General features: G+C 58.8%; 18 protein-coding genes and 1 pseudogene. 14 read left to right on the forward strand and 5 right to left on the reverse strand.

The genetic code is table 11. The features are described 5' to 3' along the window. The first annotated feature begins 121 nt into the window (after nucleotides 1-121). Both AB7M25_RS08265 and AB7M25_RS08270 read left to right on the forward strand, forming a co-directional pair. Nucleotides 122-2,581 (forward strand): EAL domain-containing protein, encoded by a 2,460-nt coding sequence (locus AB7M25_RS08265; RefSeq protein WP_429516662.1) that lies wholly within the window; start codon nucleotides 122-124, stop codon nucleotides 2,579-2,581. Nucleotides 2,582-2,657: 76 nt separating this feature from the next. Further along, the gene (locus AB7M25_RS08270) at nucleotides 2,658-3,419 is read left to right on the forward strand and encodes a TenA family transcriptional regulator (RefSeq protein WP_429516663.1); all 762 of its coding nucleotides are present in this window, start codon (nucleotides 2,658-2,660) and stop codon (nucleotides 3,417-3,419) included. A gap of 134 nt (nucleotides 3,420-3,553) precedes the next feature. Here the strand turns inward: AB7M25_RS08270 and AB7M25_RS08275 are convergent, their stop codons facing one another. Together AB7M25_RS08275 and AB7M25_RS08280 are read right to left on the reverse strand one after the other, a co-directional pair. Then, on the reverse strand, nucleotides 3,554-4,480 hold the full coding sequence (locus tag AB7M25_RS08275; protein ID WP_429388195.1) for a GGDEF domain-containing protein: 927 nt from the start codon (nucleotides 4,478-4,480) through the stop codon (nucleotides 3,554-3,556). A 367-nt stretch (nucleotides 4,481-4,847) separates the two neighbouring features. Further along, nucleotides 4,848-5,588 (reverse strand): YciK family oxidoreductase, encoded by a 741-nt coding sequence (locus tag AB7M25_RS08280; protein WP_429516667.1) that lies wholly within the window; start codon nucleotides 5,586-5,588, stop codon nucleotides 4,848-4,850. 55 nt (nucleotides 5,589-5,643) lie between these two features. Between AB7M25_RS08280 and AB7M25_RS08285 the strand changes: the two are divergent. Continuing rightward, nucleotides 5,644-5,724 (forward strand): annotated as a pseudogene (locus AB7M25_RS08285) (outer membrane lipoprotein carrier protein LolA); the annotation flags it as partial. Between the two features lie 20 nt (nucleotides 5,725-5,744). Here AB7M25_RS08285 and mupP read toward each other — a convergent pair. The 3 genes from mupP to AB7M25_RS08300 are packed head-to-tail and all read right to left on the reverse strand — an operon-like array spanning nucleotide 5,745 to nucleotide 8,510. Further along, complete coding sequence (gene mupP / locus AB7M25_RS08290) at nucleotides 5,745-6,416, reverse strand: N-acetylmuramic acid 6-phosphate phosphatase MupP (RefSeq protein WP_102702340.1); 672 nt, start codon at nucleotides 6,414-6,416, stop codon at nucleotides 5,745-5,747. A gap of 4 nt (nucleotides 6,417-6,420) precedes the next feature. Continuing rightward, nucleotides 6,421-7,119 carry a bifunctional 2-polyprenyl-6-hydroxyphenol methylase/3-demethylubiquinol 3-O-methyltransferase UbiG gene (ubiG, locus tag AB7M25_RS08295; protein ID WP_007973655.1) on the reverse strand — a complete coding sequence of 233 codons (699 nt, stop codon included), beginning with the start codon at nucleotides 7,117-7,119 and terminating at the stop codon, nucleotides 6,421-6,423. A 56-nt stretch (nucleotides 7,120-7,175) separates the two neighbouring features. Beyond that, nucleotides 7,176-8,510 (reverse strand): TRZ/ATZ family hydrolase, encoded by a 1,335-nt coding sequence (locus AB7M25_RS08300; protein WP_454237156.1) that lies wholly within the window; start codon nucleotides 8,508-8,510, stop codon nucleotides 7,176-7,178. 108 nt (nucleotides 8,511-8,618) lie between these two features. Here AB7M25_RS08300 and mtnA point away from each other — a divergent pair, with 108 nt between their 5' ends. The 11 genes from mtnA to AB7M25_RS08355 all read left to right on the forward strand — a co-directional run bounded on the left by mtnA (nucleotide 8,619) and on the right by AB7M25_RS08355 (nucleotide 23,411). Next, on the forward strand, nucleotides 8,619-9,695 hold the full coding sequence (gene mtnA / locus AB7M25_RS08305) for an S-methyl-5-thioribose-1-phosphate isomerase (RefSeq protein ID WP_429388187.1): 1,077 nt from the start codon (nucleotides 8,619-8,621) through the stop codon (nucleotides 9,693-9,695). A 416-nt stretch (nucleotides 9,696-10,111) separates the two neighbouring features. Then, nucleotides 10,112-12,766, forward strand: a complete 2,655-nt coding sequence (gene gyrA / locus AB7M25_RS08310) for a DNA gyrase subunit A (protein ID WP_218479647.1) — start codon at nucleotides 10,112-10,114, stop codon at nucleotides 12,764-12,766. 221 nt (nucleotides 12,767-12,987) lie between these two features. After that, the gene (serC, locus tag AB7M25_RS08315) at nucleotides 12,988-14,073 is read left to right on the forward strand and encodes a 3-phosphoserine/phosphohydroxythreonine transaminase (protein ID WP_429388185.1); all 1,086 of its coding nucleotides are present in this window, start codon (nucleotides 12,988-12,990) and stop codon (nucleotides 14,071-14,073) included. Next, on the forward strand, nucleotides 14,073-15,167 hold the full coding sequence (gene pheA / locus AB7M25_RS08320) for a prephenate dehydratase (RefSeq protein WP_007939916.1): 1,095 nt from the start codon (nucleotides 14,073-14,075) through the stop codon (nucleotides 15,165-15,167). Before serC ends, pheA begins: the two co-directional genes overlap by 1 nt. A 12-nt stretch (nucleotides 15,168-15,179) precedes the next feature. Next, nucleotides 15,180-16,292, forward strand: coding sequence for a histidinol-phosphate transaminase (gene hisC / locus AB7M25_RS08325; protein WP_429388183.1), 1,113 nt, complete (start codon nucleotides 15,180-15,182; stop codon nucleotides 16,290-16,292). A 28-nt stretch (nucleotides 16,293-16,320) separates the two neighbouring features. Further along, nucleotides 16,321-18,528 carry a bifunctional prephenate dehydrogenase/3-phosphoshikimate 1-carboxyvinyltransferase gene (locus tag AB7M25_RS08330; RefSeq protein ID WP_429516742.1) on the forward strand — a complete coding sequence of 736 codons (2,208 nt, stop codon included), beginning with the start codon at nucleotides 16,321-16,323 and terminating at the stop codon, nucleotides 18,526-18,528. Continuing rightward, nucleotides 18,525-19,214: a (d)CMP kinase gene (gene cmk, locus AB7M25_RS08335; protein ID WP_007973641.1), complete on the forward strand. Its 690-nt coding sequence runs from the start codon at nucleotides 18,525-18,527 to the stop codon at nucleotides 19,212-19,214. Before AB7M25_RS08330 ends, cmk begins: the two co-directional genes overlap by 4 nt. A 120-nt stretch (nucleotides 19,215-19,334) precedes the next feature. Continuing rightward, nucleotides 19,335-21,026: a 30S ribosomal protein S1 gene (gene rpsA, locus AB7M25_RS08340; RefSeq protein ID WP_007973639.1), complete on the forward strand. Its 1,692-nt coding sequence runs from the start codon at nucleotides 19,335-19,337 to the stop codon at nucleotides 21,024-21,026. A 208-nt stretch (nucleotides 21,027-21,234) separates the two neighbouring features. Next, nucleotides 21,235-21,516, forward strand: coding sequence for a hypothetical protein (locus AB7M25_RS08345; RefSeq protein ID WP_429388181.1), 282 nt, complete (start codon nucleotides 21,235-21,237; stop codon nucleotides 21,514-21,516). 133 nt (nucleotides 21,517-21,649) lie between these two features. Then, a complete protein-coding gene (gene ihfB / locus AB7M25_RS08350; RefSeq protein WP_104448966.1) occupies nucleotides 21,650-21,964 on the forward strand; it encodes an integration host factor subunit beta in 315 nt (104 codons plus the stop codon). A 406-nt stretch (nucleotides 21,965-22,370) separates the two neighbouring features. Beyond that, nucleotides 22,371-23,411, forward strand: a complete 1,041-nt coding sequence (locus AB7M25_RS08355) for an LPS O-antigen chain length determinant protein WzzB (RefSeq protein WP_429516672.1) — start codon at nucleotides 22,371-22,373, stop codon at nucleotides 23,409-23,411. Nucleotides 23,412-23,695 lie beyond the last annotated feature (284 nt).

Consider the following 23,695-nt stretch of genomic DNA (forward strand, 5'->3'; position numbering starts at 1 on the left):
AGTGGCCGCGATACACCCTCCGGGCATAGCTTGTCGCTTGCCGGGATCGGAATCGCAACCTAGTCTAGCTTTAGCGATTTCGTCCGGAAGGCGAGCAAGCAGTGCTAATGCAAGGGACCTCATGAATCAAACGCGGACTCTCGGAACGCCACGGCTGTTGGGCATTGTCTGGCCATTTATCGCCGTTGTGTTGTTTCAAGCCTTGCTGGGCGGTGTGAGCCTTTATGTGCTGTCGGCTGTTCGCGGCTATGTTGCCGGTGAAAGCCTTTGGTCCAAGGGCCAGAAAGATGCCATCTATTACCTCAACCTCTACGCCGACAGCGGCGACGAAGGGACATTTCACAAGTACCAGAACGCCATTTCCGTGCCTCAAGGCGGGCATGAATTGCGTGTGGCGCTGGATCAGCATCCGCCGAACATCGAAGCGGCGCGCGTGGCGATTCTCAAGGGGGGCAACCACCCGGACGACGTTTCCAGCCTGATCTGGCTGTACCTCAACTTTCGTCACTTCAGTTACCTCGAAAAAGCCATCGACCGGTGGACCGTGGGTGATGCCTATCTGGCCAAACTCGATGGCGTTGCCAGGGACATGCATCAGCACATCAATGCCAGCCCTGCCTCTGTTGCGGATATCCAGCGCTGGAAGGAGCAGATTTTCGCGATCAATGATGAAGTGACTCCGGCTGCGAAAGCCTTCAGTGATGCGCTGGGGGAAGGGTCGCGGGTCATTCTTCGTCTGCTGCTGCTGACTAACCTCGCCACTGCGCTTGGATTGATTGCACTGGCGCTGATGCGCACCCACAAGCTGCTCAAGCAGCGCCATGCCTTCGCCGATGCACTGCAACTGGAGAAGGAACGGGCGCAGATCACCCTGCAATCGATTGGCGACGGCGTGATCACCACGGATGTTTCCGGTGCGATTGCCTACATGAATCCGGCGGCCGAGGCGTTGACCCACTGGAAGGCCGAGCAGGCGACGGGATTGCCGCTGGCAGCGCTGTTCAACCTGCTGGACGAAGAGGCCCAGACCGATGGCTTCACCCTTATCGAGCATATTCTCAGCGGCCAGCTCAGTGGCGGCAGCGAGCACTCCAGGCTGATTCAACGCCTGGACGGCAGCACGGTGTCGGTCACACTGGTGGGCGCGCCCATCCGCAATGCCGGTAAAGTCAGCGGGACGGTGCTGGTGCTGCATGACATGACCCAGGAGCGGCAATACATCGCCAATCTGTCATGGCAGGCGACCCACGATGCCTTGACCGGACTCGCCAACCGCCGTGAATTCGAATATCGCCTGGAACAGGCGCTGCACAACCTGACCCGCTACTCGGGTCGCCATGCCCTGATGTTCCTCGATCTGGATCAGTTCAAACTGGTCAACGATACCTGCGGCCATGCGGCGGGCGACGAACTGTTGCGGCATATCTGCGCCTTGCTGCAATCGGGGCTGCGCGAAGGCGATACCCTGGCGCGCCTTGGCGGCGACGAGTTTGGCATTCTGCTGGAAAACTGCGCGCCGGAAGCGGCGGAGAAAATTGCCGAGAGCCTGCGCCAGACTGTGCAGAATCTGCATTTTGTCTGGAAGGGCCGACCTTTCGTCACCACTGTCAGTATCGGGCTGGTTCATGTCGCGCAGAATCCGACGACGCTCGAAGTCTCGCTGCGTGCCGCTGACATGGCGTGCTACATGGCCAAGGAAAAGGGCCGCAACCGGGTCCAGGTCTACCATCCGGATGACTCGGAACTGTCCCTGCGTTTCGGCGAAATGGCCTGGGTGCAGCGTTTGCACATGGCGCTGGAGGAAGACCGCTTCTGCCTGTACGCCCAGGAAATCGTCCCCTTGGGTCATGTCGAGCAGGGCGGCGGGCATATTGAAATTCTGCTGCGATTGCATGATGAAGCCGGGCGGATGATCTTGCCCGACAGCTTCATTCCGGCTGCGGAGCGTTATGGCCTGATGAGCTCGCTTGATCGCTGGGTTGTGCAGAACGTGTTCAAGATCATTGCCCAGTGCCGGGCCGAGCAAGGCCAAGGCCCGCTGGCCATGTGTGCGATCAATCTGTCAGGCACAACGATCGGGGATGAGGCGTTCCTGGACTTCCTGCGTGAACAGTTTGTGACGTATTCGATTCCGCCTGAAATGATTTGTTTTGAAATTACTGAAACCAGTGCCATTTCAAATCTTGGCAGCGCCATTAGATTCATTAATGAACTCAAAGGCTTAGGATGCCATTTTTCACTGGACGATTTTTGTGCCGGAATGTCCTCATTCGCGTATTTGAAACATTTGCCTGTAGACTTCCTGAAGATCGACGGGAGTTTCGTAAAGGATATGCTGGACGACCCGATTAACCGCGCCATGGTCGAAGTGATCAATCACATCGGCCATGTCATGGGTAAGCGCACGATTGCCGAGTTTGTCGAAACGCCCCAGATCGAGCAGGCATTGCTGGAGATCGGGGTGGATTACGCTCAAGGGTATGTGATTGAACGCCCGCATCTGTTTACCTGCGATAGCTTGTTGAGTCGTCCTGCCAGGCCCCAACCGTTGTTGTTCAAGGCCCCTGGCACGTTCCGTTGAAACTCCTGCCGGTCTGACAATCACAATCAAAAGGAGCTCGACAGTGATCGACACATTCAACCGAACCGGACCGCTCATGGAAGCTGCAAGTTACCCTGCCTGGGCCCAGCGCCTGATCCAGGATTGCAGCGAGAGCAAGCGCCGGGTTGTCGAACACGAACTGTACCAACGCATGCGAGACAACAAACTCAGTGCGAAGACCATGCGCCAATACCTGATCGGTGGCTGGCCGGTGGTCGAACAGTTCGCGTTGTATATGGCACAAAACCTGACCAAGACCCGATTCGCCCGTCATCCCGGCGAAGACATGGCCCGTCGCTGGCTGATGCGCAACATTCGCGTCGAATTGAACCACGCCGATTACTGGGTGCACTGGAGTCGCGCGCACGGTGTCACTCTGGAGGACCTGCAGGAACAGCAGGTGGCACCGGAGCTTCACGCGTTGAGCCATTGGTGCTGGCACACCAGTTCGGCCGACTCGCTGATCGTTGCGATTGCCGCCACCAACTACGCCATCGAAGGAGCGACCGGGGAATGGTCGGCGGTCGTTTGTTCCAACGGTATCTACGCCGCCTCGTTCCCCGAGGAGGATCGCAAGCGGGCGATGAAGTGGCTGAAGATGCATGCCCAGTACGACGATGCCCATCCGTGGGAAGCCCTGGAAATCATCTGCACATTGGCGGGCACCAACCCGAGCAAATCCCTGCAGGTGGAACTGCGCCAGGCCGTTTGCAAGAGTTACGACTACATGTACCTGTTTCTCGAGCGTTGCATGCAATTGGAGCACGCAGAGCGGGCGCCGGTCGTGCGTGAGCGGATGGCATTGGCCGAAGGCTGATTCAAAGTCTGGTTGAAACAACTGTGGGAGCGGGCTTGCTCGCGAAAGCGGTGTATCAGGCGGCATGGATGTCGCTGATATTCCGCATTCGCGAGCAAGCCCGCTCCCACATTGGTTTGTGTCGTGGCTGAATATCAGCCCGCCATCTCCAGCCGGTTACGCCCTTCGCGCTTGGCCACATACAGCGCACTGTCTGCCCGTCGCAACAGGCTGTCGGCGGACTCGCCGGGCAACAGGGTCGAACAGCCGAGGCTGACCGTCAGCAAGATCGCATGGGCGTCGGCCAGGTACTCTTCGGACTGCACTGCAAACCGCAGCCGTTCACCCACCATGGCCGCGGCTTCGCGGCTGGTATTGGACAGCAGTATCAGGAACTCTTCACCGCCATAGCGAAACACCATGTCGACGTTGCGCAGCTGGTTTTTGATCGAGGTGGCGACCGCCTTGAGCACGTCATCGCCAGTGCTGTGGCCATGGGTGTCATTGACCAGCTTGAAATGATCGATGTCCAGCATCAACACCGATAACGGTTGCAGATGGCGTCGGGACAGCTCGATTTCCCTTTGCAGGGTCTGGTCCATGGCGATGCGGTTACCGGTGCCCGTCAGCGGGTCGCGCAGTGCCCTTTGGGTGGCGGTACGGTAAAGCAGCGCGTTACGCATCGGAAACAGCAGCGCGGCCAGCAGAGATTCGAGATTGCCCTGTTCCTGTTCGCTGAAGCGCTGATTGCGGCGGAAAATCAGTTCACCCAGGTGTTCGCCATCGTGGCTGAGGCTGTAACTGATGGAGTGGTGGCCACGCTGGCCGAACTCCAGGCGCAGATCACTGATCCTGTGCAGGTAACACAAGGCGTCCAACGGCACCAATCGTTGAATCTCGCGATAGAAAGTCCCAAGAATGCGTTGCGGCTCCAGACTGGTTTGCAGTTGCAGGCCCAGTTGCTGGCGCATTTGTGCAAGGCTGACGGGCCGTTCCAGAAGAGGCGGCTGCTGACCAAAGCCCAGGCGCTGCAATTTGGCGCTATCGAAGTCAATTGCGTTGGTCTGGGAAGGTGGTTTCATTAGGCGTGCGCCCCTAAGCAGTAAGGCTGTCTTACAAGCAGGGTGAGAGCGGCTTAGGGCTGCGCGTCGTACTGGTCCGTCAGTCCCGTAGGACATTTCGTACAAGTTTAATCTGCTTTCTGGAAGATGAGTAACTTCTGCACTCATGCTTCACCCCGTCTGCTTTCACGTTGCGTGTCTGAGCAAACTTAGAGCGAAAGTCGTGCCATTCGGTTCATCCGAATAAAATGCGTATTAAATCAAATGGTTGCGCTTCATCTACTACGTATGTGGCGCAGCGTATGACGGTTGTTTGACAGGTGCATGACGTGTCTTCGAGTGCCGCGGCGGGAAGCCGGCGCGGCACCGAAAAAGCGACGTACGGTCGTTATTGGGCGTTGAACGCCTGACCGTTGATACCGGTGCTGTCCGGGCCCATCAGGTAAAGGTAGACGGGCATGATCTCCTCGGGCGTCGGGTTGTTCAGCGGGTTTTCACCCGGGTAGGCCTGGGCGCGCATGCTGGTGCGGGTCGCGCCCGGGTTGATGCTGTTGGAGCGTACCGGGGCCACAGTATCGACTTCGTCAGCCAGGGTTTGCATCAGGCCTTCGGTGGCGAATTTTGAGACGCCGTAAGCACCCCAGTACGCACGCCCCTTGCGGCCGACGCTGCTGGAAGTGAACACCACTGAGGCGTCCGGCGACAGCTTGAGCAGCGGCAGCAATGTGCTGGTGAGCATGAACATGGCATTGACGTTGACTTGCATGACCCGCATGAAGTTTTCGCCGGAAAGCTGCTCGATCGGCGTACGCGGGCCGATGATCGAGGCATTGTGCAACAGGCCGTCGAGATGCCCGAATTCGTTTTCGATCATCGCCGCCAGCTCATCGTACTGATGGGGCAGGGCGGTTTCGAGGTTGAACGGGATCACCGCCGGTTGTGGATGGCCGGCGGCTTCGATTTCATCGTAGACCTGGCTCAGGTTGGCTTCGGTCTTGCCCAGCAGCAACACGGTTGCGCCGTGGGCTGCGTAGGTCTTTGCCGCTGCGGCGCCGATGCCGCGTCCTGCGCCGGTAACCAGGATGACCCGATCCTTGAGCAGTTCGGGGCGGGCGGAATAATCAAACATAAAAAACCTCAACAAATCAGAACGAGCGAACCTTGTAGGAGCGAGCTTGCTCGCGATGGTCGTCAACGATTACGCGACGAGCCCGGCACCCCGCGGCGCTCTCAGATTTTTCGCGAGCAAGCTCGCTCCTACAGTGGGCGAGCTCAGTAAAGAGATTCAGCAGCCGCAGAGCGCGCTATCGAGCACTTTGCGCAACTCCAGCGGATGATCGACCACCACGTCCGCACCCCAGTGACGGGGGTTGTCGTCAGGGTGGATGTAGCCGAAGGTCACCGCGGCCGTCCTGGTGCCGGCATCACGGCCCGATTCGATGTCGCGCAGGTCGTCGCCGACGAACAGCACGCTGGCCGGGTCCAGGTCGAGCATCTTGCACGCGAGGATCAGCGGCTCCGGATCCGGCTTGCTGTTCTTCACGTGATCCGGGCAGATCAGCAGCGCCGAACGCTCGGACAGCCCCAGTTGTTGCATGATCGGTTCGGCGAAGCGCAGTGGCTTATTGGTGACCACGCCCCAGATCAGGTTGGCTTTCTCGATATCGGCGAGCAACTCGGCCATGCCGTCGAACAGCTTGCTGTGCACCGCACAACCGACGAGGTAGCGCTCCAGAAACTCCAGGCGCAGCGCTTCGAACCCCGGCGATTCCGGATCCATAGCGAAGGTCACGGCGACCATTGCCCTGGCGCCGCCGGAAATCTCGTCGCGGATGTGCTTGTCGTTCATCGGCGGCAAGCCGCGGTCGGCACGCATCGCCTGACAGATCGCAATGAAGTCTGGCGCGGTGTCGAGCAGGGTGCCGTCCATGTCGAAAAGAACTGCTCTGATTGGCATCGGCTTACTCCTCGCGCAGGGTCTGGATCATGTAGTTGACGTCCACGTCGGCGGCCAGCTTGTAGTGCTTGGTCAGCGGGTTGTAGGTCAGGCCGATGATGTCCTTGACGGTCAGGCCGGCCATGCGGCTCCAGGCACCGAGCTCGGAAGGGCGGATGAATTTCTTGAAGTCGTGGGTGCCGCGCGGCAGCAGCTTCATGATGTATTCGGCGCCGACGATGGCGAACAGGTACGCCTTGGGGTTGCGGTTGATGGTCGAGAAGAACACCTGGCCGCCGGGCTTGACCATGCGGAAGCAGGCGCGGATGACCGACGACGGGTCCGGCACGTGCTCAAGCATTTCCAGGCAGGTGACCACGTCGAACTGCTCGGGCATTTCCTCGGCCAGGGCTTCGGCGGTGATCTGCCGGTATTCGACGTTGACGCCCGATTCCAGCTGATGCAACTGGGCAACCGCCAGCGGTGCTTCGCCCATGTCGATACCCGTCACGGTCGCGCCGCGCTGGGCCATGGCTTCACTGAGGATGCCACCGCCGCAACCGACGTCGAGGACTTTTTTGCCGGCCAGATTGACCCGCTCGTCAATCCAGTTGACCCGCAGCGGGTTGATGTCGTGCAGCGGTTTGAATTCGCTTTCGCGGTCCCACCAGCGATGGGCCAGGGCCTCGAATTTGGCGATTTCGGCGTAGTCGACGTTGCTCATGTTAAGTCCTCTAAAACTTGAAAAATCCTGTTGCCCCGGATTGCGTTCCAGGGTGCTTACAATTCGGTACGGCCGCTGATGCGCTGGCCCCAGGTTTTCGCGACAGCGCCAAGCTGTTGTTCATCCAGGCGAGTCAGGCGACGGTCGTCGAGCAGTTGTTTGCCGGCCACCCAAAGGTGTTTCACGCAGTCCCGGCCGGTGGCGTATATAAGCTGCGAAACCGGGTCGTAGACCGGTTGCTGGGCCAGGCCGGAGAGGTCGAAAGCCACCATGTCCGCGGCCTTGCCGATTTCCAGCGAGCCGGTTTCGGTTTCGATGCCCAGCGCACGGGCACCGTTGAGAGTGGCCATGCGCAGGGCGCGATGGGCATCCAGCGCGGTGGCCGAGCCGGCGACAGCCTTGGCCAGCAGAGCCGCGGTGCGGGTTTCGCCGAGCAGGTCCAGGTCATTGTTGCTCGCCGCACCATCGGTGCCGACCGCGACATTGACCCCGGCCTCCCACAAGCGCTCGACCGGGCAGAACCCGCTGGCCAGCTTCAGGTTCGACTCCGGGCAATGAATCACACTGCTGTTGCTTTCTACCAGTAGTGCCAGGTCTTCATCGCTGATCTGGGTCATGTGAACCGCCTGGAAACGCGGCCCCAGCAAGCCCAGGCGCGCCAGGCGGGCCAGCGGGCGTTCACCGCGCTGCTCGACCGATTGCTGCACCTCGAACGCCGTTTCATGCACGTGCATGTGGATCGAGGCGTCCAGTTCCTCGGCGATCACCCGGATTTTTTCCAGGTTTTCGTCGCCCACGGTGTAGGGTGCGTGGGGGCCGAAGGTGATTTTGATGCGCTCGTGGTGCTTGAGATCGCCAAACAGTTCAACGCCCAGACGAATGGCTTCATCCGCCGTAGCGGCGCCCGGAATCGGGAAATCGAGGATCGGAATCGCGATCTGCGCGCGAATACCGCTGTTGTGCACGCGCTCGCTGGCAACCTTCGGGAAGAAGTACATGTCAGAGAAGCAGGTGATGCCGCCTTTGATTTGCTCGGCGATGGCAAGGTCGGTGCCGTCGCGCACGAAGTCCTCGTCGACCCACTTGGCTTCGGCGGGCCAGATGTGGTTTTCCAGCCAGGTCATCAATGGCAGGTCATCGGCCAGACCGCGGAACAGGGTCATCGCCGCGTGCCCGTGGGCATTGATCAGGCCGGGGCTGAGCAGCATGTCGGGCAATTCGCGGATTTCGGTTGCGTTAAGCTTCAGTGCGGCGGAACGTGGGCCGATAAACACGATGCGTCCATCACGGATGCCCACGCCATGTTCCTTGAGGACGACACCAGCGGGTTCGACGGGTACCAGCCAGGTCGGCAGCAATAACAGGTCGAGCGCAGCGGCAGTGTTCGGCATCGAGGGTCGGTTCCAGTGCTTTTGTAAAGGATGGCGAAGTATACCCGAGCGTCTTCGCGGGGGGATCGCTATAATCGGCGGCTTTTGTTCATGAGTGCGGGGTGAGGGATGCGCGATCGACTGTTGGCTGCGGAAAAGGTAAAGGCCATCGATTGGCGTGATGGCGCTCTCCATCTGCTGGATCAGCGTATTTTGCCGTTCGAGGAAACCTGGATTGCCTACACCAGTGCAGCCGGTGTGGCCGAGGCCATTCGCTCGATGGTGGTGCGTGGCGCGCCGGCCATCGGCATTAGCGCCGCTTATGGCATCGTGCTCGCGGCCCGTGCCCGGATTGCCGAAGGTGGCGACTGGTATGCGGCGCTGGAAGAGGATTTCATGCTGCTGGCCGATTCCCGTCCTACGGCGGTCAACCTGTTCTGGGCGCTGGGCCGCATGCACGACCGGCTTGATCGCCTGAAAGACAATGCCGATCCGCTGGCGGTGCTGGAGGCCGAGGCCATTGCCATTCACGAAAGTGATCGCGAAGCCAACCTGACCATGGCGCAACTGGGTGTCGACCTGATCCGCAAGCATCAGGGCAACGCCCAGGCGATCCTGACCCACTGCAATACCGGGGCACTGGCCACGGGTGGTTTTGGCACGGCGCTGGGCGTGATTCGCGCTGCATTCATCGAGGGGATGGTCGAGCAGGTCTATGTCGACGAAACCCGCCCATGGCTGCAGGGTTCACGGCTGACCGCATGGGAACTGGCCAATGAAGGCATTCCCGTGACCCTCAATGTCGACTCCGCCGCTGCGCATATCATGAAGACCAAAGGCCCTACCTGGGTCATTGTCGGCGCTGACCGGATCACCGCCAATGGCGATGTGGCCAACAAGATCGGCACCTATCAGCTGGCCGTCAATGCCATGCACCACGGCGTGCGCTTCATGGTGGTGGCGCCGAGTTCGACCATCGACATGAACCTGGCCAGTGGCGACGACATTCCGATTGAAGAGCGTGATGGTCGCGAGTTGCTGGAAGTCGGTGGCAAGCGCGTCGGGGCCGATGTCCATGCCTTCAATCCGGTGTTCGACGTGACGCCGGCGGATCTGATCGATGCGATCGTCACCGAAAAAGGCATCGTCGAGCGCCCGGATACGGCGAAGATGGCGCAGTTGATGTGCCGCAAGCGTCTGCATTGATTATCGTTGGCGTCTGCACAATCGCTTTCGCGGGCAAGCCCGCTCCCACAGTGTCTTAGGGTGTTCACAAAACCTGTGGGAGCGGGCTTGCCCGCGAAGAGGCCCTGAAAGCCAACAAATCAACCCGAATCGGCCATAAATTCTCCATTCAACACAGCTCTAAGCCCCTCTCGTCCCCTTCAAGCCTGTCACCGGTCAACTAACTACTCTCCATGCGCATCTGGGGGATAGGTGCGTGGCGGCTCTTGTGATAACATCCGGCGGTTTCCATGGTTACCCTTCGGGGTGACCTTTACTGCGCAGATCCATGGCATAACTCGTTGATTTGTCGTAAGCCACTGCATGGCACCGAGCCTGCAGCGGCGAGCTTCGTTGGTCCTGACGAAGTTTCACCAGAAAAAGGAATCAGGCTTCTCATGGGCGAACTGGCCAAAGAAATCCTCCCGGTCAATATCGAAGACGAGCTGAAGCAGTCCTACCTCGACTACGCGATGAGCGTAATTGTCGGGCGGGCACTGCCGGATGCGCGCGATGGCTTGAAGCCCGTGCACCGGCGCGTGCTGTTCGCGATGAGCGAGCTGGGCAACGACTTCAACAAGCCGTACAAGAAATCTGCCCGTGTTGTCGGTGACGTGATCGGTAAGTATCACCCGCACGGTGATACCGCGGTGTACGACACCATCGTTCGGATGGCACAGCCATTCTCCCTGCGCTACCTGCTGGTAGACGGCCAGGGCAACTTCGGTTCGGTGGACGGCGACAACGCCGCGGCCATGCGATACACCGAAGTGCGCATGACCAAGCTGGCGCACGAGCTGCTGGCCGACCTGCACAAAGAAACCGTGGACTGGGTGCCGAACTACGACGGCACCGAAATGATCCCGGCGGTCATGCCGACCCGTATTCCCAACCTGCTGGTCAACGGTTCCAGCGGTATCGCCGTGGGCATGGCGACCAACATTCCGCCGCACAACCTCGGTGAAGTCATCGACGGTTGCCTGGCGCTCATCGACAATCCCGAGCTGACTGTCGACGAGCTGATGCAATACATCCCCGGTCCGGACTTCCCGACCGCTGCGATCATCAACGGTCGCGCCGGCATCATCGAAGCCTACCGCACTGGTCGTGGCCGCATTTACATGCGCGCCCGCTCGATGATCGAAGACATCGACAAGGTCGGTGGCCGTCAGCAGATCGTCATCACCGAACTCCCTTACCAGTTGAACAAGGCGCGTCTGATCGAGAAGATCGCCGAGCTGGTAAAAGAGAAGAAGCTCGAAGGCATCACCGAACTGCGCGACGAGTCCGACAAGGACGGTATGCGCGTCGTGATCGAGCTGCGTCGCGGCGAAGTGCCTGAGGTGATCCTCAACAACCTCTACGCCCAGACCCAGCTGCAAGCGGTGTTCGGCATCAACATCGTCGCGCTGATCGACGGCCGTCCGCGGATCCTGAACCTCAAGGACCTGCTGGAAGCCTTCGTGCGTCACCGTCGCGAAGTCGTCACTCGCCGTACCGTATTCGAACTGCGCAAGGCCCGCGAGCGCGGTCACATCCTTGAAGGTCAAGCGGTTGCCCTGTCGAACATCGACCCGGTCATCGCCCTGATCAAGGCCTCGCCAACGCCGTCGGAAGCCAAGGAAGCGCTGGTCAGCACCCCTTGGGAGTCCTCGGCCGTGGTGGCGATGGTCGAGCGTGCCGGCGCCGATTCGTGCCGTCCGGAAAACCTCGATCCGCAATACGGTCTGCGCGATGGCAAGTACTTCCTGTCGCCGGAACAGGCGCAAGCCATTCTGGAACTGCGCCTGCACCGCCTGACCGGCCTGGAACACGAAAAACTGCTGGCCGAGTATCAAGAGATCCTCAACCAGATCGGCGAGCTGATCCGCATCCTCAACAGCGCCACGCGCCTGATGGAAGTGATCCGCGAAGAGCTGGAAGTGATTCGTGCCGAGTACGGCGACGTGCGTCGCACCGAGATTCTTGATGCCCGTCTCGACCTGACCCTGGGTGACATGATCCCGGAAGAAGAGCGCGTCGTGACCATTTCCCACGGCGGCTATGCCAAGACCCAGCCATTGGCTGCGTACCAGGCCCAGCGTCGTGGCGGTAAAGGCAAGTCGGCGACCGGCGTCAAGGATGAGGACTACATCGCTCACCTGCTGGTTGCCAACAGCCACACCACGCTGCTGCTGTTCTCGAGCAAGGGCAAGGTGTACTGGCTGAAAACCTACGAAATCCCTGAGGCGTCCCGCGCTGCCCGTGGTCGTCCGCTGGTCAACCTGCTGCCGCTGGATGACGGTGAATACATCACCACCATGCTGCCGGTCGAGGAATACACCGAAGGTCACTACATCTTCATGGCCACTGCCAACGGCACCGTGAAGAAGACCCCGCTGGAATCCTTCAGCCGTCAGCGTAGCGTCGGCCTGATCGCGCTGGAGCTGGATGAAGGCGACGTGCTGATTTCTGCCGCCATTACCGATGGCGAGCGTGAAGTGATGCTGTTCTCCGACGGTGGCAAGGTTACCCGCTTCAAGGAATCCGACGTTCGCGCCATGGGCCGTACTGCCCGCGGTGTGCGCGGCATGCGTCTGCCGGAAGGCCAGAAGCTGATTTCCATGCTGATCCCGGAAGAAGGCAGCCAGATCCTCACCGCTTCCGAGCGTGGTTTTGGCAAGCGCACCGCGATCACCGAGTTCCCTGAGTACAAACGTGGTGGTCAAGGCGTTATCGCCATGGTCAGCAACGAGCGTAACGGCCGTCTGGTCGGCGCGGTCCAGGTGCTCGACGGCGAGGAAATCATGCTGATTTCCGACCAGGGCACCCTGGTGCGTACTCGTGTCGACGAAGTGTCCAGCTTGGGTCGTAACACCCAGGGCGTGACCCTGATCAAACTGGCCAAGGATGAAACCCTGGTCGGCCTTGAGCGGGTTCAGGAGCCTTCGGAAATCGAAGGTGAAGAACTGGAAGGTGAAGAGGGGGCGGTGTTCGATGGTGACGTCGTGATCGACGATGCCGTTGAAGACCAGCAACTCGACGCCGCTGCTGACGAAGAGCCACAAGAATAAGTGGACATGAGGGGGCGGATGAGAATTCGCCCCCTTGTTGTTTGTCCGTAATGAAATATCGACGCCCATGAGATCCCCTGTGGGAGCGGGCTTGCTCGCGAAAGCGGAGTATCAGGCGACATCTTTGCTGAATGTCAGCCCGTTTTCGCGAGCAAGCCCGCTCCCACATCAGGTTGGCGTCGACTGATATGTGATACCCCCAAATCAGAGCGAGATTGGATGTGAGCAAGAGAGCCTATAACTTCTGTGCCGGTCCTGCGGCGCTTCCCGAAGCTGTCCTGCAGCGCGCCCAGGGTGAACTCCTCGACTGGCACGGCAAGGGTTTGTCGGTCATGGAAATGAGCCATCGCAGTGATGAGTTCGTGTCCATCGCCACCAAGGCCGAGCAGGATCTGCGTGATCTGCTGAATATCCCCTCGAACTATAAAGTGCTGTTCCTGCAAGGTGGCGCCAGCCAGCAATTCGCGCAGATTCCTCTGAACCTGCTGCCGGAAAATGGTTCGGCCGACTATATCGACACCGGTATCTGGTCGCAGAAAGCCATCGAAGAAGCTTCGCGCTACGGCCACGTCAACGTTGCCGGCACCGCCAAACCCTACGACTATTTCGCCATTCCCGGTCAGAACGAGTGGAAACTGTCGAAAGACGCGGCCTACGTTCACTATGCGCCGAACGAAACCATCGGTGGCCTGGAGTTCCAGTGGATTCCGGAAACCGGTGACGTTCCTCTGGTGGCCGACATGTCCTCGGACATCCTGTCGCGCCCGGTGGATGTTTCGCGTTTCGGCATGATCTACGCCGGTGCCCAGAAAAACATCGGCCCTAGCGGTATCGTCGTCAACATCGTTCGCGAAGACCTGCTGGGCAATGCCCGCTCCCTGTGCCCAACCATGCTCAATTACAAGGTCGCGGCCGACAACGGTTCGATGTACAACACCCCGCCGACCCTGGCCTGGTACTTGTCCGGCCTGGTGTTCGAGTGGCTGAAAGAGCAGGGCGGCGTCGAGGCCATCGGCAAGCTCAACGAAGTCAAGCAGCGCACGCTGTACAGCTTCATCGATGCCAGCGGCCTGTACAGCAACCCGATCAACAAGTCGGACCGCTCGTGGATGAACGTGCCGTTCCGCCTGGCTGATGATCGTCTGGACAAGCCGTTCCTGGCCGGTGCCGACGAGCGCGGCCTGTTGAACCTCAAGGGGCACCGCTCCGTGGGCGGCATGCGCGCCTCCATCTATAACGCCGTCGACATCAACGCCGTCAACGCGCTGGTTTCGTACATGGCAGAGTTCGAGAAGGAACACGGCTAATGTCTGAGCAAGAACTCAAGGCACTGCGCCTGCGCATTGATGCCCTGGACGAAAAGGTCCTGGAGCTGATCAGTGAGCGTGCGCGCTGCGCCCAGGAAGTCGCGCGAGTAAAGATGGCCTCGCTGGCCGAAGGCGAAGTGCCGGTGTTCTATCGTCCTGAGCGTGAGGCTCAGGTGCTCAAGCGTGTCATGGAGCGTAACCAGGGGCCGCTGGGTAACGAAGAGATGGCGCGGCTGTTCCGCGAAATCATGTCTTCCTGCCTGGCACTCGAGCAGCCGTTGAAAGTGGCTTATCTCGGCCCGGAGGGTACCTTCACCCAGGCGGCGGCCATGAAGCACTTTGGTCACGCGGTGATCAGCAAGCCGATGGCGGCGATCGACGAAGTGTTCCGTGAAGTGGCGGCCGGGGCGGTGAACTTTGGCGTCGTGCCGGTGGAAAACTCCACCGAAGGCGCGGTCAACCACACCCTCGACAGCTTCCTCGAGCATGACATGGTGATCTGCGGCGAAGTCGAGCTGCGTATCCACCATCACCTGTTGGTCGGTGAAAACACCAAGACCGACAGCATCAGCCGCATCTACTCCCATGCCCAGTCCCTGGCCCAGTGCCGCAAGTGGCTGGATGCCCATTACCCGAATGTCGAGCGCGTGGCGGTGTCCAGCAACGCCGAAGCGGCCAAGCGGGTCAAGGGCGAGTGGAACTCGGCGGCGATTGCCGGTGACATGGCGGCCGGCCTGTACGGCTTGACCCGTCTGGCCGAAAAAATCGAGGACCGCCCGGATAACTCCACGCGCTTCCTCATGATCGGTAACCAGGAAGTGCCGCCGACCGGCGACGACAAGACCTCGATCATCGTTTCGATGAGCAACAAGCCGGGTGCGCTTCATGAGTTGCTGGTGCCGTTCCACGACAACGGCATCGACCTGACGCGAATCGAGACCCGTCCGTCGCGCAGCGGCAAATGGACCTACGTGTTCTTCATCGATTTTGTCGGCCACCACCGCGATCCGCTGGTAAAAGGTGTGCTGGAAAAAATCAGTCAGGAAGCAGTGGCACTCAAAGTGCTGGGTTCCTACCCGAAAGCAGTTCTCTAAGGGCGGTAGCAAATGAGTGGCAATTTCCTCGCTCTGGCACAGCCGGGCGTGCAACAACTTTCGCCTTACGTTCCGGGCAAACCCGTGGACGAACTGGCTCGTGAGCTGGACCTCGATCCAGCCAGCATCATCAAACTGGCGAGCAACGAAAACCCGCTGGGCCCCGGCCCCAAGGCGTTGGCAGCCATCCGCGATGCGCTGGCCGAGCTGACCCGTTATCCGGACGGCAACGGCTTTGCCCTCAAGAGCCTGTTGGCCGAGCAGTGCCGCGTCGAACTTGATCAGGTTACGCTGGGCAATGGTTCCAACGACATCCTTGAACTGGTCGCGCGTGCCTATCTGGCGCCGGGCCTGAACGCCGTGTTCAGCGAGCATGCGTTCGCTGTCTATCCGATTGCCACTCAGGCGGTCGGTGCGCAAGCCAAGGTGGTTCCGGCCAGGAATTGGGGGCATGACCTGCCGGCAATGCTGGCGGCCATCGACGCCAATACCCGCGTGGTCTTCATCGCCAACCCGAACAATCCGACCGGGACCTGGTTCGACGCCGAGGCACTGGACGAATTCCTGCAGGATGTTCCTGAGCATGTGCTGGTCGTACTGGACGAGGCCTATATCGAGTACGCCGAAGGCAGCGATCTGCCGGATGGCCTGGACTTCCTGGCGGCTTATCCGAACCTGCTGGTTTCCCGCACCTTCTCCAAGGCCTACGGTCTGGCGGCGTTGCGCGTGGGTTATGGCTTGTCCACGGCGGTAGTCGCAGACGTGCTGAACCGTGTGCGCCAACCGTTCAATGTCAACAGCCTGGCCCTGGCTGCGGCCTGTGCGGCGTTGAAGGACGACGAGTATCTGGCACAGAGCCGTCAGTTGAACGAGTCTGGCATGCAGCAGCTGGAAGCCGGTTTCCGTGAGCTGGGGCTGAGCTGGATTGCGTCCAAGGGCAATTTCATTTGCGTCGATCTTGGCCAGGTGGCGGCCCCGGTGTTCCAGGGCTTGCTGCGTGAAGGTGTGATCGTGCGCCCGGTGGCCAACTACGGCATGCCGAATCACTTGCGCGTCACCATTGGTCTGCCGGCAGAGAACAGCCGCTTCCTGGAAGCGCTGACCAAGGTTCTGGCTCGTGGTTGATGTCACTGCACTGCAATCTGCCGAACCTATGATCGGTCGCCTGGTGGTGGTCGGTCTGGGGTTGATCGGCGGTTCGTTTGCCAAGGGTTTGCGCGAAAGCGGGATGTGTCGCGAAGTGGTCGGGGTCGATCTCGATCCACAATCGCGCAAACTCGCGGTCGAGTTGGGGGTGGTGGATCGCTGCGAAGAAGACCTGGGCGTGGCTTGTCAGGGCGCCGATGTCATTCAGTTGGCGGTGCCGATCCTGGCCATGGAGAAAGTGCTCGTGCGTCTGGCCGGCATGGACCTGGGGCAGGCGATCCTGACCGATGTCGGTAGCGCCAAGGGCAACGTGGTGCGCGCCGCCACCGAAGCATTTGGCAAGATGCCGCCATGCTTCGTGCCGGGGCATCCGATTGCCGGTTCCGAGCAGAGTGGGGTCGAGGCCTCCAACGCCGAGCTGTTCCGTCGGCACAAGGTGATCCTGACGCCGCTGGATCAGACCGATCCGGCAGCCTTGGCCGTGGTCGACCGTTTGTGGCGCGCGCTGGGTGCCGATGTCGAGCACATGCAGGTCGAACGTCATGACGAAGTATTGGCCGCGACCAGTCATCTGCCGCACTTGCTGGCGTTCGGCCTGGTCGATTCGTTGGCCAAGCGCAATGAAAATCTTGAGATCTTCCGTTACGCTGCGGGCGGTTTCCGCGATTTCACAAGAATCGCCGGAAGCGACCCGGTCATGTGGCACGACATCTTCCTCGCCAACCGCGAAGCTGTCCTGCGCACACTTGATACATTTCGCAGCGATCTCGACGCCTTGCGCGACGCGGTCGATGCAGGGGATGGGCACCAATTGTTGGGCGTTTTCACTCGCGCCCGGGTTGCCCGCGAGCATTTCAGTAAAATCCTGGCCCGCAGGGCCTATGTGGACGCTATGAATTCCAACGATCTGATTTTCCTGGCTCAACCTGGTGGCCGCCTGTCCGGTCGGATTCGCGTACCGGGTGACAAATCGATTTCCCACCGTTCGATCATGCTCGGTTCCCTCGCTGAGGGTGTCACCGAAGTCGAAGGCTTCCTTGAGGGTGAAGATGCCCTGGCGACCTTGCAGGCGTTCCGTGACATGGGCGTGGTCATCGAAGGTCCGCACCACGGTCGCGTGACCATTCACGGCGTTGGCCTGCACGGCCTGAAGCCGGCGCCGGGCCCGATCTACCTGGGCAACTCCGGTACGTCGATGCGTCTGCTGTCCGGCCTGCTGGCTGCGCAGAACTTCGACAGCACCCTGACCGGCGACGCCTCGCTGTCCAAGCGCCCGATGAATCGCGTGGCCAATCCGCTGCGTGAAATGGGCGCGGTGATCGAGACCGCCGCCGAAGGTCGTCCACCAATGACCATCCGTGGTGGCAACAAGCTCAAGGGCCTGACCTACACCATGCCGATGGCCAGCGCCCAGGTTAAGTCCTGCCTGTTGCTGGCCGGTCTGTATGCCGAAGGCAAGACCACCGTGACCGAGCCGGCTCCGACCCGCGACCATACCGAGCGCATGCTGCGCGGTTTCGGCTACCCGGTGAGCGTTGACGGTGCCACGGCATCGGTTGAGTCCGGCGGCAAGCTGGCCGCGACTCACATCGAAGTGCCGGGCGACATTTCGTCGTCGGCGTTCTTCCTGGTGGCGGCATCGATCGCCGAAGGTTCGGACCTGGTGCTCGAGCATGTCGGCATCAATCCGACCCGTACCGGTGTGATCGACATCCTGCGCCTGATGGGTGCGGACATCACGCTGGAAAACCAGCGTGAAGTCGGCGGCGAGCCCGTGGCTGATCTGCGTGTACGGGCAGCTAAACTCAAAGGTATCGAGATTCCTGAAGAGTTGGTCCCATTGGCCATCGACGAATTCCCGGTGCTGTTCGTGGCCGCTGCCTGTGCCGAAGGGCGCACTGTGCTGACCGGCGCCGAAGAGCTGCGGGTCAAGGAATCGGATCGCATCCAGGTCATGGCGGATGGTCTGCTGGCACTGGGCGTCAAATGCGAACCGACCCCGGACGGCATCATCATCGACGGCGGCCAGATCGGCGGCGGTGAAGTGCACGGTCATGGTGATCACCGTATCGCCATGGCGTTCAGCGTTGCTTCGCTGCGCGCCAGTGCGCCGATCCGCATTCATGACTGCGCCAACGTCGCGACGTCGTTCCCGAACTTCCTGGCGCTGTGCGCGCAGGTCGGCATTCGTGTGGCACAAGAGGCGCAGTCGTGAACAACATTGCACCGGTCATCACCATCGATGGACCAAGCGGTTCGGGCAAGGGCACGGTAGCCGGGATTCTGGCCAAGCGCCTGGGCTGGAACCTGCTGGATTCCGGTGCGTTGTACCGCCTGCTGGCTTTCGCTGCGCATAACCATGGTGTCGACCTGACCAACGAGGAACTGCTGAAGAAACTTGCCGCTCATCTGGACGTGCAGTTCATCGCGGCGACGGACGGTCAGCTGCAACGCATCATTCTGGAAGGTGATGAAGTCAGCGATGTCATTCGCACCGAAAGCGTCGGTTCCGGCGCTTCCCAGGTAGCTGCGTTGCCTGCTGTGCGCGAGGCGCTGCTGCAGCGCCAGCGTGCTTTTCAGGAAGCGCCGGGTCTGGTGGCGGATGGGCGCGACATGGGAACGGTGGTTTTTCCTGATGCGCCGCTGAAGATTTTTCTGACCGCCAGTGCCGAGGAGAGGGCGCGCCGCCGATATTTGCAGTTGAAGGGCAAAGTCGAGGGTGTTAGTCTGTCGAGTCTGCTAGATGAGATACGTGCGCGCGATGAGCGTGACACCCAGCGAGCGGTAGCCCCGCTCAAACCGGCGGCTGACGCCATACAGCTGGATTCCACGGAATTGTCCATCGACCAGGTGCTGGAACGCATCATGAGCGAGATCGCCATTCGCGATATCGCCGGGTGATCAAGAGGGCCGCAGGGGACCAGTCATAGTCCTGCGGTGGCTTCTTTTAAATGAAACTAACCCACACCGTCTGGGGTGTGGAGATGGGCGTTTTCTTCGCCCTCATCAACAGGAATTAAAATGAGCGAAAGCTTTGCGGAACTCTTTGAAGAAAGCCTAAAAACCCTGAACCTTCAGGCAGGCTCCATCATCACCGGTGTTATCGTTGATATCGATTACCAGGCTCGCTGGGTAACCGTTCACGCTGGCCTGAAGTCTGAAGCACTCATCCCGCTTGAGCAGTTCTACAACGACGCTGGCGAACTGAACATCAACGTCGGTGACGAAGTTCACGTTGCTCTGGACTCGGTTGAAGACGGCTTTGGCGAAACCAAGCTGTCCCGTGAAAAAGCCAAGCGCGCTGAATGCTGGATTGTTCTGGAAGCAGCCTTCGCAGCCGAAGAAGTGGTCAAGGGCGTTATCAACGGTAAGGTTAAAGGCGGCTTCACTGTCGACGTTAACGGCATCCGTGCGTTCCTGCCAGGTTCTCTGGTTGACGTCCGTCCAGTGCGCGACACCACGCACCTGGAAGGCAAAGAGCTGGAATTCAAGGTCATCAAGCTGGACCAGAAGCGCAACAACGTTGTCGTTTCCCGTCGCAGCGTCCTGGAAGCCGAGAACTCCGCCGAGCGCGAAGCTCTGCTGGAATCCCTGCAGGAAGGCCAACAAGTCAAAGGTATCGTCAAGAACCTCACCGATTACGGCGCATTCGTCGATCTGGGTGGCGTCGATGGCCTGCTGCACATTACCGACATGGCTTGGAAGCGTATCAAGCATCCTTCCGAAATCGTCAACGTTGGCGACGAGATCGATGTCAAGGTTCTGAAGTACGATCGCGAGCGCAATCGTGTTTCCCTGGGCCTGAAGCAACTGGGCGAAGATCCATGGGTTGCTATCAAAGCCCGTTACCCAGAAAGCACTCGCGTTACCGCGCGTGTAACCAACCTGACCGACTACGGCTGCTTCGCTGAGCTGGAAGAAGGCGTTGAAGGTCTGGTACACGTTTCCGAAATGGACTGGACCAACAAGAACATCCACCCTTCGAAAGTCGTACAAGTCGGCGACGAAGTGGAAGTCATGGTTCTGGACATCGACGAAGAGCGTCGTCGTATCTCCCTGGGTATCAAGCAGTGCAAATCTAACCCATGGGAAGATTTCTCTGGCCAGTTCAACAAGGGCGATAAAATCTCCGGCACCATCAAGTCGATCACCGATTTCGGTATCTTCATTGGTCTGGACGGCGGCATCGACGGTCTGGTTCACCTGTCCGACATCTCCTGGAACGAAGTGGGCGAAGAAGCCGTTCGCCGCTTCAAGAAGGGCGACGAGCTGGACACCGTTATCCTGTCGGTTGATCCAGAGCGCGAGCGCATCTCCCTGGGTATCAAGCAACTGGAAAGCGATCCGTTCTCCGAGTACGTTCAAGAGAACGACAAAGGCGCCATCGTTAAAGGCATCGTGAAGGAAGTTGACGCTAAAGGCGCCATCATCACTCTGGCCGACGATATCGAAGCGACTCTGAAAGCCTCCGAAATCAGCCGTGACCGCGTTGAAGACGCGCGCAACGTTCTGAAAGAAGGCGAAGAAGTAGAAGCCAAGATCATCAGCGTTGACCGCAAGAGCCGTGTAATCCAGCTCTCGATCAAGTCGAAAGACGTTGAAGACGAGAAAGAAGCAATCCAGAGCCTGCGCGACAAGCCAGTAGCTACTGATGCTCCTGTGGCCACCACTCTGGGTGACCTGCTGCGTGCACAAATGGAAAAGCAGAACTAAGTTCTGACTTTCTGTAAAAAAGGGCGACTTCGGTCGCCCTTTTTTTTGTCTGGAATTTGGTGGGGTGCCTGGCCTTGGCTGTTCGAGTGGTGAACCAAAGACGCCGAAAAAATGTCTGATTGTTTAGTCGGATCAAGTGCTTATTTGCAGCTAGTCTTTAGCCTGAGACTAATGATCGCCCATTGGGCTATCTGGCAAAAGGACGTGAATGAACAAGCTAATTGTCGCAGTAGCAGTGCTGGCGCTAGCGGGTTGTACCACTAATGCCAAAACCCACGTAGTACGCGGGGTGAGCGGCATTGAGGTTGATTGTTCGGGGCTCGGTTCGAAATGGGACAAATGTTACAAGCGCGCGGCCAAGGAGTGCAGGGGGGCGGGCTATAAAGTGGTGGCGAGGTCTGACGATGTCAAGGAGGAGGAAGATGGCTTCCCCTTCGGCTTCAATCCCGCAGGTTTCCTGACGCGCACGATGCTGGTGATTTGCCGATGAGGCAGTGATGGCTCAGGAATCAGGCATACCGGGATGGTGGGATGTATGGCAAAACTCGGGCTGTTCAAAATCATGCCGGCGTGCTAAAACCTTTGGAGCGCTGATCTAGCTGCTTGAAAAAGAAGGGAAAAATATGACGAAGTCGGAGTTGATCGAACGAATTGTCACCCATCAAGGGCTGCTCTCATCCAAGGATGTGGAGCTGGCCATCAAGACCATGCTTGAGCAAATGTCCCAATGTCTGGCTACCGGAGATCGTATCGAGATCCGGGGGTTTGGCAGCTTCTCTCTGCACTACCGCGCTCCACGGGTTGGTCGTAATCCGAAAACCGGGCAGTCTGTCAGTCTCGACGGCAAATTCGTCCCGCATTTCAAGCCGGGTAAAGAATTGCGTGATCGTGTAAATGAGGAAGAGGAGGGTCTAGGTGGCGATGAGTTGGCGAGATAAGAGTCGCATCAAGCGATTCATGATCACTGGGCTAGTCTTGTTAATATCAATTACAAGTCTGCTCTTCGTGCTGGAAAACCAACAGCTTGTCGTTGTTTCCTTCTTCGGTTTTTCGTCACCCCAGCTACAGATCTCGATGTTTGGAGTTGCTTCGTTCCTGATGGGGATGATTTTTGGGGGAGGGGTTGTGGTAGCTCATTTCCTGGGGAGGAGGCGTGGACGATAGGCCGGGCATTGATTTTGCCTGGTGTTGTTAGTTTGCGCGTTCGTAGATGTAATAAAGTAATTAGCGTGAGTTGAGAAAAAGGAGGGGGCTCCTTCTTCTGTCTGGTTTATGTTGATCCATCTCTAGTGGTCTGGTTTATGTATTTAACGCAAGCGCTTAAGTGAATAAGGCTAACAATATATGCGTGTTGATTCAAAAAAAGATAATGGGTTGGAAGATTTTGAGTTTCAAAGATTTGTTCGTGCGATTTTAAGGCAAAAACTTGTTGTTGTCGGTTTTGCTGTTTTGGGGGCTGCTCTGGCTGCGAGCTATGCTTTCCTGGCCTCTCCCGTCTATGAGGCGAAAGCTTTTGTAATGCCGCCGTCTCAGAGTGATATATCCAACTTTAACTATGGTCGAATGAAAGAGTCAGAGTTGGTTCCTTACACGGTTAAGGATGTCTATGACATTTACACTCGATATTTGCAGGCAGAGTCACTTCGTCTAGATTTTTTTAGCAAGATTTATGTGCCGAGTTTGTCCTCGGAGGAGCAGAAAAAATCCCGGGATGTTCTGTATTCGAAATTTTCCGAAGTGTTGCGTGTGGTTCCGCCACTCAGGGAAAACTCTGACAGGTATTCGGTTGTCGTGCAGGCCACCAATCCTGTGAAGGCCAAAGAGTGGGTTGCTGAATATGTGGCTCAGGCTGGTGAATTGGCCAAGAGCGAAATGATCAAGAACGTTTCAATTGAGTCTGAGGTCCGGGCTCGTAATTTGGAGCAGCAGATAAGTTCCGCCAGAGAGAAAAGCAGCAAGGCCAGAGAGGATTCGATTGCCAGGTTGAGCGAGGCGCTGCGGATTGCCGAGTCAATCGGTCTGGAGAAACCGCCGGCGATCACGGTGAGCCAGTCGGTCATTGCGGGTGGGGAGGCTGGTCAGCTTACGTATATGCGTGGCTCGAAAGCGCTAAAGGCGGAAATTGAAAATTTACAGGCGCGCGAGTCCGATGACCCTTTTACGGATAACTTGCGTGATCTTCAGGATCGATACAACTTCTTCAAGGGGTTGAAAACGGAGCCGGCGGTGGTGTCCGTCTATCGGCAAGACGGGGTAGTGGAGTTGCCTGATAACCCGGTGAAACCTCGCAAGGCTCTGATCCTTGTATTGGGTGTTATTGCTGGCTTGATCACAGGCATTGCTTTTGTATTGCTTCGCGGGCTGTTTGTCGTGAGGCAGGAATAGCTGAGTTTGTAGGAAATCACCTGGGGAAGGGGATTTCTATCTTTGGGCCGGGAGCAGGCTGTCTGCCCGTTTAGTCGAAACGGATCGGGTTTTGGTTGGAGTATTGATCCCGGTGACCTTCCTGCTGTCAGTTCCGACAGGAATTTTGACAGGCTGAACACCGCTTTCGGGGTTTTGCATATTTTTCATGTGCGGGGTTGAGTGAGTGCCCGGCACCATGCTAGATGGGTGCGATCAACGACTGGTAATTGCGTTGCGGCGGCTTGCGTTGCAGCCGTGGCTTT

The organism is Pseudomonas sp. AP3_22 TE3818, from assembly GCF_053628995.1.